At 69.4% G+C, this 8,806-nt stretch carries 6 protein-coding genes; 5 read left to right on the top strand and 1 reads right to left on the bottom strand.

Translation table 11 applies throughout. The features are described from left to right. Positions 1 to 489: 489 nt before the first annotated feature. The 5 genes from E9232_RS35590 (at position 490) to E9232_RS35570 (ending at position 7,949) form a co-directional block, all read left to right on the top strand. Positions 490 to 4,062, top strand: coding sequence for a hypothetical protein (locus E9232_RS35590; protein WP_309802222.1), 3,573 nt, complete (start codon positions 490 to 492; stop codon positions 4,060 to 4,062). 35 nt (positions 4,063 to 4,097) lie between these two features. Next, positions 4,098 to 5,294 carry a hypothetical protein gene (locus tag E9232_RS35585; protein WP_309802221.1) on the top strand — a complete coding sequence of 399 codons (1,197 nt, stop codon included), beginning with the start codon at positions 4,098 to 4,100 and terminating at the stop codon, positions 5,292 to 5,294. Between the two features lie 319 nt (positions 5,295 to 5,613). Next, the gene (locus E9232_RS35580; protein WP_309802220.1) at positions 5,614 to 6,984 is read left to right on the top strand and encodes a glutamine synthetase family protein; all 1,371 of its coding nucleotides are present in this window, start codon (positions 5,614 to 5,616) and stop codon (positions 6,982 to 6,984) included. A gap of 82 nt (positions 6,985 to 7,066) precedes the next feature. Further along, entirely contained in the window at positions 7,067 to 7,306 is a 240-nt protein-coding gene (locus E9232_RS35575) for a DUF2630 family protein (protein WP_309802218.1), read from the top strand. A 106-nt stretch (positions 7,307 to 7,412) separates the two neighbouring features. Further along, positions 7,413 to 7,949, top strand: a complete 537-nt coding sequence (locus tag E9232_RS35570; protein WP_309802216.1) for a DUF3455 domain-containing protein — start codon at positions 7,413 to 7,415, stop codon at positions 7,947 to 7,949. A 137-nt stretch (positions 7,950 to 8,086) separates the two neighbouring features. On the opposite strand, the gene E9232_RS35565 is transcribed toward E9232_RS35570, so the two are convergent. After that, positions 8,087 to 8,737, bottom strand: coding sequence for a TerC family protein (locus E9232_RS35565; protein ID WP_309802215.1), 651 nt, complete (start codon positions 8,735 to 8,737; stop codon positions 8,087 to 8,089). Positions 8,738 to 8,806: the final 69 nt, after the last annotated feature.

Genomic DNA, 8,806 nt, shown 5'->3' with positions numbered 1-8,806 from the left:
AAGCGCTCGACCAGATCCTGCCAGTCCGCGTCATTCGTCAGATCGTGAGACATCCCAAGCTTGAATCACGATCCCGCCTTCTCCGGAATCCCCTACCTTAGCGCCTATGCGGTCAAGCCGGGCAATGACATTAAGAATTGAACTCAAGATCTATCGGCGGCGCCTCATCGAATACTCATGGGTCAAGCCCGAGAACGGCAAGGCTCAGCTTTGTCGAATTGTATGGTGTTTTAACTAAATCTACTGGTTTCGGGATGTAGGCGAAGTCCGGGTCTCGATGTCGAGCCAGATTCTGAATCTGGCACCATCGAAACCTGGAAACTGGACCTACCGGGTTATGCGAATCTGCGCATAATGGCGGCATTGCATCGTCGTTATTCCAATCAATTCGATCGATTTCGAGAACCGTAGAAATTTCCCGCCAGTGGCGCGCCGATGGTTTCTGCGGGCGAAGCGTCTTGGCCGAACCGGATGACAGAAAGGCCCATCATGAGCATGTTCAGCAGCGCGCTGCGTGGCAGCACGTCCCGCGTCGCATCCGCCCGCATGGCGTCCACCACGCCCGCCTCCGGGCCGGCGACCTTGAACCAGACCCAGGCGATGAACCAAGACTACCAGCAGGTGATGCAGCCGCCGGTGTCGAACCTGATGGGCAACGCCTTCTTCACCGTCCAGCGCCATCCACGGCGGGCCAAGGTGACCGAGCTGGTCACCGTCAGCACCGACAACGGCCTGATCTGGTTCCACCCCGACGCCGCATCCGGCTCGGGCTGGGCGCATGAGGTCAGCGAGGTCTTCCATGCGCCGCAGCAGAATGGCGGGCCGGCGGTGCCCAACGCGCTGCTGCCCTTCTACCAGCGCAACACGCTGTTCGTGTTCGCGGAATACGACAACGCCCCAGGAACGGGGGCCGCCACCTCGCAGCTGCTGGGCATGCAGCGGACGGAGAAGAACGGCTGGGAACAGGCATCGGTCGCCGTCCCGCTGCTCAACACCATCGACCAGATGGCCCAGGCCGACCTGTATTTCGGCCAGGACGGCCAGGGCTATCTCTACGGCGTCAGCTATGCCGACCAGCTGGACACCTATGGAGAATTCCTCATCGTCGGGTTCGCGCCTTTCCAGCGCGGCCAGCCGGGCAACGACCAGCTGACCGCGCTCTACCAGGAAACGCCGACGGCCCCGACCAGCTACAAGCTGCTGCCCGGCGCCAAGGCCGGCGAGTTCGTGATCCTGCGCCTGCAGGGGTCGGTCGCCACCTTCCAGGCGGGGACGCTGCAGGATGGCAACATCAACCTCACCGGCAGCCCCAGCAGCCAGGATCTCGGCGTCGGTGACCTGGCCGCCGACACGGTGGTGCCGATTCCGCTGGGCAGCGACGGCACGCCCAGCTTCCTGCTGCTGGCGGCGGACCAGGGGCTGTACCTCGTCAGCGGCAACGGCCTGAACGGCGGCGCCGCGGCCACGGCCACCCCGATCACCGGCGGCACCAACCAGCCGGGCGCGTTGCTCTCGGTCACCGGCGGCGCCCAGGCGGATGGCAGCGGCTTCACCGCCTTCGCGCTCGACGTCGCGGCGAATTCGCTGTGGACGCTGACCCAGCCGGCGGCCGGCGGCGACTATGCCTGGGTGCCGATGGGCAATACGGGCATCGCCATCGCCGCGCCGACCTTCATGGATGGCGGGCCCGAGCTGTTCCTGTGCGACCCCAAGACGGTCGTCTCGCACATCACCCAGCGCGCCGCCACCGGCTCCTGGTTCACCCTGCCGATCGCGACGCCGTCGCCGTCGACCCAGCCGATCAGCGAGACCTCCAGCTTCACCCAGCAATTCGCGCTGAAATCCGCGGCGGGTGTGCCGATGGGGGGCGAAATCCTGAGCGTCTATGCCGAGCCGGCCCAGGTGCTGGTGGTCGGCGGCATCGCCTACAACGCCTCACCGAACCAGCCGGCGATCGTCCGAACCGATGTCACGGGCAACCTGGTGATCGCCTCCGCTGCCACCAGCCTGGCCTCGCCGGTGCTGACGGTGACCGGCGCCGCGTTGGACAGCAGCGTGCCGCCGCCGCAATATCGCGGCGACACCCAGTTGCACCAGCGGATTGCCGCGCAGGGCGGCTTCTCCTACAGCGGCCAGGACCTGATCACCGGCGGCGTGCTGCCGCCCAGCGCGTCTTCGTCGGATGCCGACAGCCTGGCCACCAACCTGCAGCAGGTCAGCGGCGTCGCGGTCAACATGGCGGCCAGTGGCACCGGCGACAGCGCCCGGCCGCCGACCGCCTTCACCATGGCCATCGCGGGCAAGCGCCTGCACAGCCGCGCCATCACGGCCGACGAGTTCGCCGCCATCGCCGGGGCCAGGGCTGCCGACTCCGTGTTCGGCGACGCCTGGGGCGACTTCGCCCATTTCTGCAAGCAGGCCTGGGACGACATCGAGAGCATCGCCATCCAGATATACGAGACCACGGCCAACATCGCCGTCAAGATCTACGATGAAACCAAGAGCTTCGTCCTCACCACCATCGACGACATCCGCGATGCGCTCGAGGTGATGCTGCAATGGTGCGCGAAGATCTGGGATGACATCGTCAACGTCATCGAGAAGTTCATCGAATTCATCAAGCTGCTGTTCGATTGGGGCAACATCCTCAACACCAAGACCGTGCTGCGCTATACGATCGAGCAGCTGTTCGTGGACATGCAGGACAGCACGAGCGGCGCCCAGACCTGGATCGGCGGCCAGATCAATCTGCTCACCAACAACATCGACAAGGCCTTCGAGCAGCTGGAGAGCGTGTTCGAGCCCGGCATGACCTTCGCCAGCGCCGGGCAAAACCCGACCTCGGCGGCGATGCAGCAGCAGAGCCAGGCCAACGCCGTCCAGAACAACTACGTCATGTCGAAGTCCGTGGTGCCGATGCCGCAGTTGAACCCGCCCGTGACCACCGGCGGCTACGACCCAGAGACGGCATGGCAGCAGGGCGTCCTTGGAGCTTTCGAATCGGCGTTCGCCGGCTCCGAAGCCGATGTCGAGGCTGCCTGGGACCAGATCAGCCAGTTCATGGATGACATCAATTCGGTGTCGGGCTTCCTGGATTTCGTGATCGCGTCGTTCCTCACCGTCTGCCAGGCCACCATCGACATCATCCTGCAGTTCATCGACGCGGTGATCGACAGCATGCTCGACCTGATGGCCGGCGCGGCCACGTGCCTCAACGCCTATCTCGAGCGGAAGATCGACATCCCGGTGATCTCGGCCCTCTACAAGCTGATCTCCGGCGGCGACACGCTGACGATGCTGGACCTGATCTGCCTGATCGTCGCCGTTCCCACGACCATCGCCTACGAGATCCTGCACGACGCGCCGCCCTTCACCTCGGCCCAGGTCACCGCGATCACCAGCAGCCCGATCCCCTGGCCGTGGAGCGGGGATTTCCAGGGCCAGACCGCCGGCCCGTTCGCGGTCCTGGCCCTGGCGCCGGCAGCCTACCAGGGGCTGCTTGAGGTCCTCGCCGCGGTGTCCAACGGCGTCTACACCGCCTGCGACGTGATCTGCGACCTCGCCAACATCGGCGCACAGACCAATGATGGGGACACCGGCGACCTGGTGGAGGCCGCGAGCGCCCTGGGGATCGGCTTCAACCTGCTTGCGGCGATCGCCGGCGCGCCCTGGTACGCGCCGGCGCCTTCGGGGTCGCCGGCGGCCGGGTATGAGCTAGGGACCTTCGCCGCCGGCCTGCTGCCGATCATCGCCGACACGATCTTCTTCACCTACCGCAAGAAGCTGTCGCGCATGCAGTTCCGGGGCGGCCCCTGGATCTCGATGGGGCTCGGCGCCATCCAGACCGGGATGGGCATCGTCACGGCCGTCGAGATGGCCAAGAACGCCGGGGACTACCAGTACTCGCTGGCCGACGAGCTGGCCGGCCCTCTGTCCGGGCTGTCCAACCTGGGCAAGCCGTTCGTTTTCCTGGGCGACCTCGGCGGCGTCTGCGTGGTGGCCCTCGATCTGGCCGGCGACATCGGCACCATCATCACCGACGTCGCCGCAGGCACGAAGTGATCTCGACCCAGGATTTTCAGAAGGAGACATTGATCATGGCATCGCATTCGCGTCGCGCCGAGATCTGCGCCACCGCCCTGTTCGGCCTCCTGGCCGCCGCGCCCGGGGCCTGGGCCCAGGCCCAGAGCAGCACCACCAACAACGTCCCGGCCGGGATGGTCGCCTACTACACCGCGCCGGGGAACCCGACCACCCTGGACTGCCCGGCGGACTGGACGCAGTACCAGGACGGGCAGGGGCGGCTGATCCTCGGAACCACCGTGGCCGGCGAGGTCGGCACCAAGAGCAACGCGGCCCAGCCCACCGCAGACGGCCAAGTGCCGACGCACCAGCACCCCTTCACCGCCACCTGGAACCTGAACAAGCAGAAATCGGTCGGCGGGTCCGGCCAATACAAGCCCTTCGCCAGCTCGGGCGGCCAGTCCGGCGGCGGGACATCGGGTTGGGGGGACAGCGGCTACGGCTTCATCCAGTTCCTGGTCTGCTCCTCGACGACGTCCACCGGCGACGAGGTGCCGGTCAACACCATCGGCTACTTCACCACCCAGACCTGCCCCGCCAACTGGTCGCCGCAGACGACCCTGAACGGCTACTTCCCGCTGCCGGTCGCGCCCAACGGGCCGGTCAGCTCGACCTACAACGCGCCCGGCTGGCATGTCGGGTCGTTCCCGACCCACACCCACCCCAACGCCGCGGTCGCCAGCTTCGCCGTGCAGAAGCTCGGCGTCCAGTACAGCGGCATCGCCAGCGGTGCCAAGGCGTCGACCGATTCGGTGCCGGTCAGCGCGCAGCTGCAGGCCAACACCACCGACGTGCTGCCCGCGGTCGCCCTGCTGGTGTGCCAGAAGACGCAAGGATCGGGGACCGGCTCCGGCGTTCCCTCGGGGATCAGCCTGTTCTACTCCCAGGCCAACAGCTGCCCGGTAAGCACCTGGGGGCCGGCGGTCGGCGCGCCGGGCTACCTGATCCTAGGCATCTCCGGCAGCACCTCGACGGGCGCCGGCTCATTCAGCCAGGGCCTGCCCATCGGGTCGCCGCTAACGCCCGGCGGCACCAACCCCGGCCACACCCATCCGATCAGCATCACCGCCGACCTCGGCGAGAACACGACCGGCGGGACGTCGGGCACGGTCTATTACGGCATGGGCGGGAACTACACCGCGACCGGCACGACCTCGTCGGCGACCATCGCCGTGCCCTATGTCGCCCTGCTGCTGTGCCAGGCCGGCTGACCGGGTGACCTCGCGGGCGGGGCCGCTCTTTACAATCCGGTGACTCCCCCCGCACACTTCGGGGCATGACGGGCGCGGCCGGAACCGGTGCGCGCCGACGTCGGCAAGGGCCGGGCGCTGCGGGATCCCCGACGGGGCGGACGCGGCGCGACCGGCCGGAGGGGATAAGCCTTGGCCTGCATCCGCGCGATCGTCGTGACCCGCCGTCGGGAGCGGGTTGCCGAGCCATGGTGACCTCTCCGGCGGGCCTCTGCCCGCGGCGACCATGGCGGCGCGGGCGGGGCGGGGCCGCTCCCCCGATCTGCGCATTGGGGACGCCATGCATGATGGACAGCTGATCGACACCGACCTCGCGACCGAGGTCGAGCATTTCCTGCGGAACCACCCCGAGACCGAGGAGGTCGACGCCTTCATCGTCGACGTCAACGGCAACGCGCTGGGCAAGCGCCTGCCGGCCTCGCATCTCCGCAGCCTCGCCCGCGGCGGGGTGCAGTTCTCGGCCTGCTCGCCGATCCTCGACTGCCGCGGCCTGGGCCACGACCCGGAAGGGCTGGGCGGCGCCGATGGCGACCCCGACGGCACCGCCATGCCGGTGCCCGGCACCCTGGTCCCGGTGCCCTGGGCCCGCCGCCCGACCGCCCAGGTGCTGTGCGCCATGGGCGAGGCCGGCAGCGGCGCGCCCCTGTGGTTCGACCCCCGCGCCATCCTGGCCGAAGTGGTGGCCCGCTGCCGCGCCGACGGGCTGTTCCCGGTGGTGGCCTGCGAGCTGGAGTTCTACCTGCTGGACTCCGCCCGCACGCCCGAGGGCGGCATCGTCCCGGCGGCGCTGCCGCGCACCGGCCAGCCGCCGCGGGTGGCCGCCAACCTGCAGCTGGCGGCGGTGGAGGAGCATGCCGGGTTCCTGGGCCGAATCACCGCCGCGGCCGAGGCCCAGCGCCTGAAGCTGGCCGGCGCCGTGGCCGAATACGGGCTGGGCCAGTTCGAGGTCAACCTGTCGCACCTGGCCGACCCGGTGGCGGCGGCCGACCAGGCGGCGCTGCTGCGGCGGCTGGTCAAGGGCGTCGCCCGCGCCCAGGGGCAGGAGGCGACCTTCATGTCCAAGCCCTTCGCCGACCAGCCGGGCAACGGCTTCCACATCCATGTCAGCCTGGTCGACGCCCAGGGGCGCAACCGCTTCGGCCGCGACGGCGGCGAGGCGCTGCTGCGCAACGCGATCGCGGGCATGCAGGCGCTGATGCTGGATTCGGTCGGCATCCTGGCGCCGAACTTCAACGCCCATCGCCGCTATCTCGGCCTGTTCGTGCCGACCTCGCGCGCCTGGGGGGCCAACAACCGCAGCGTCGCCTTCCGCATCCCGGTGGGCGGCGGCGAGGCGCGGCGGGTGGAGCACCGCGTGGCCGGGGCCGAGGCCAGCCCGCATCTGGTGATGGCGGCGGTGCTGGCGGCGGTGCATCACGGCGTCACCCGCGGGCTGGAGCCGACGGCCCCCGCCACCGGCGACGCCGGCCGCCGGCGGGACCCCCACTTCCCCGACGGCATCCTGGCGGCGCTGGCCCGGCTGGAGCGCTCGCGCCTCTTGGCGGAGTACATGCCCAGGCGCTTCCTGGCCGCCTACGCCGCCTCGAAGCGCGGCGAATACGCCGACTTGATCGGCCAGGTCTTCGCCCGGGAGTACGACTTCTACTTGTAGGGCTGCGCCAAGACGCGGCTTCCCGGATGGGTGGGACGCGCTATCCTCTCTCGGGAACGCGACCCACCGGAAGGACACCCCGATGACGACGGATCAGACGGTTCTCAACCGTATCGAGAAGCTGGTGGCGGAGGAGGAGGCGCTGTACGCCCATGGCGACCCCTCCATCGCCGACCGCCAGCGGCTGGGCACGATCAATGTCGAGCTCGACCGCTGCTGGGACCTGCTGCGCCAGCGCCGCGCCCGCCGCGAATTCGGCGACGACCCGGCCGACGCCTCGATCCGGCCGGCCAGCGTGGTCGAGGGCTACAAGGACGAGTGAGCCCGGCGGACTGCGGCCGCCGGTCGCGGCAACCGGCGGCGGACAGCCTCCGAACCGATGGCACCACCGCGCCGCTGACAGGCGCGGCGGCACCAAGGAGACGACGATGATCGGACGGAGAGGCGCCGCGGCAGCGGCCGCCCTGGTGCTGCTGGCCTGGGGCGGGACGGCCGCGGCGGACACGATCCCCGCGGCGCTGCAGCCCCCGGGCGCGCGGCTGCTGTTCACCGCCGAGGCCAGCGGCGTGCAGATCTACCGGAGCGTGGCGGAGGCCGGCGGCCCGCCCCATTGGGTGCTGGAGGCGCCGCTGGCCCGGCTGACCGGCGACACCGTCTCGCTCTACCACTATGCCGGCCCGTCCTGGGAGGCGGCGGACGGCAGCAAGGTGGCGCGCGACCCGGCGGTGCCGGTGGTCTCGGTGCTGGCGCCGGACGCGGCCGATGACATCCCCTGGCTGCTGGTGACGGTGGCGGCGGACCCGGCGCCCGGGGCCAAGGTTCCAGGCACCCTGGGCGCGGTGGCCTATGTCCAGCGCCTCGCGACCCATGGCGGCGCGGCGCCGTCGGCCCCGCCGCTGCGCCCCGACACGAGGGTGGGCGTGCCCTACACCGCCACCTACGCCTTCCTCGCCAAGGCGCAGTAAGCGTCGGACCGGCCTCCTCCGTCATTGCGAGGAGGCGAGGCCGACGAAGCAATCCATGGCGCCGCACGAGCGGCCCGATGGATTGCTTCCCCCGGCGCAAGGCCGGGGTCGCAATGACGGAGAGGGAAGCGGCCGGGTCAGCCCGCCGGCGCGATCACCGGCTTGGCGTGGGTCCAAATTTCTTGGCCCCCATCCCACATCATCACCACGGCGACGTAGAGGATGATGGCGAGGCCGACATAGGCGATCCAGCGGTGGCGGTGCAGCAGCCGGGCGACGAAGTTGGCGGCCAGGCCCATCAGCGCCACCGACAGGGTCAGGCCGATGACCAGCACCATCAAATGCTCGCGCGCGGTGCCGGCCACGGCCAGCACGTTGTCGAGCGACATCGACACGTCGGCCAGCACGATCTGGGTGACGGCCTGGCGGAAGGTCTTCGGCGGGGTGGGGCCGGGCTCGGTGTCGCTGTCCCGGGCCAGGGCGGCGGCCTCGGCGGCGTGGTCGGCGCGCAGCTCGCGCCACAGCTTCCAGCACACCCACAGCAGCAGGATGCCGCCGGCGAACAGCAGGCCGACGATCTGCAGCAGCTGGGTGGTGAAGATGGCGAAGACGATGCGCAGGCCGGTGGCGGCCATGATGCCGTACAGGATGGCGCGGCGGCGCTGGGCGGCCTCCAGCCCGGCGGCGGCCATGCCGACCACGATGGCGTTGTCTCCGGCCAGGGCCACGTCGATGATGACGACCTGGACGAGGGCGGTCAGCTCCGCGAGCGAGACCCAGTCGGGCATGGCGCGATCCGGTGTGGCGAAGGGCAGGTCGTGATGTAGCGCAAGGGGAAGGGATAGGGAACCCGGAGA

This window comes from Inquilinus ginsengisoli, from assembly GCF_031453975.1.
GTDB lineage: Bacteria > Pseudomonadota > Alphaproteobacteria > DSM-16000 > Inquilinaceae > Inquilinus > Inquilinus ginsengisoli_A.
This window is presented reverse-complemented; position numbering and strand designations above follow the sequence as displayed.

Bases quoted from the DNA above. Each gene is read 5' to 3' on its own strand.
- E9232_RS35590 (WP_309802222.1), top strand. From the start codon at position 490: ATGAGCATGTTCAGCAGCGCGCTGCGTGGCAGCACGTCCCGCGTCGCA.
- E9232_RS35585 (WP_309802221.1), top strand. From the start codon at position 4,098: ATGGCATCGCATTCGCGTCGCGCCGAGATCTGCGCCACCGCCCTGTTC.
- E9232_RS35580 (WP_309802220.1), top strand. From the start codon at position 5,614: ATGCATGATGGACAGCTGATCGACACCGACCTCGCGACCGAGGTCGAG.
- E9232_RS35575 (WP_309802218.1), top strand. From the start codon at position 7,067: ATGACGACGGATCAGACGGTTCTCAACCGTATCGAGAAGCTGGTGGCG.
- E9232_RS35570 (WP_309802216.1), top strand. From the start codon at position 7,413: ATGATCGGACGGAGAGGCGCCGCGGCAGCGGCCGCCCTGGTGCTGCTG.
- E9232_RS35565 (WP_309802215.1), bottom strand. From the start codon at position 8,737: ATGCCCGACTGGGTCTCGCTCGCGGAGCTGACCGCCCTCGTCCAGGTC.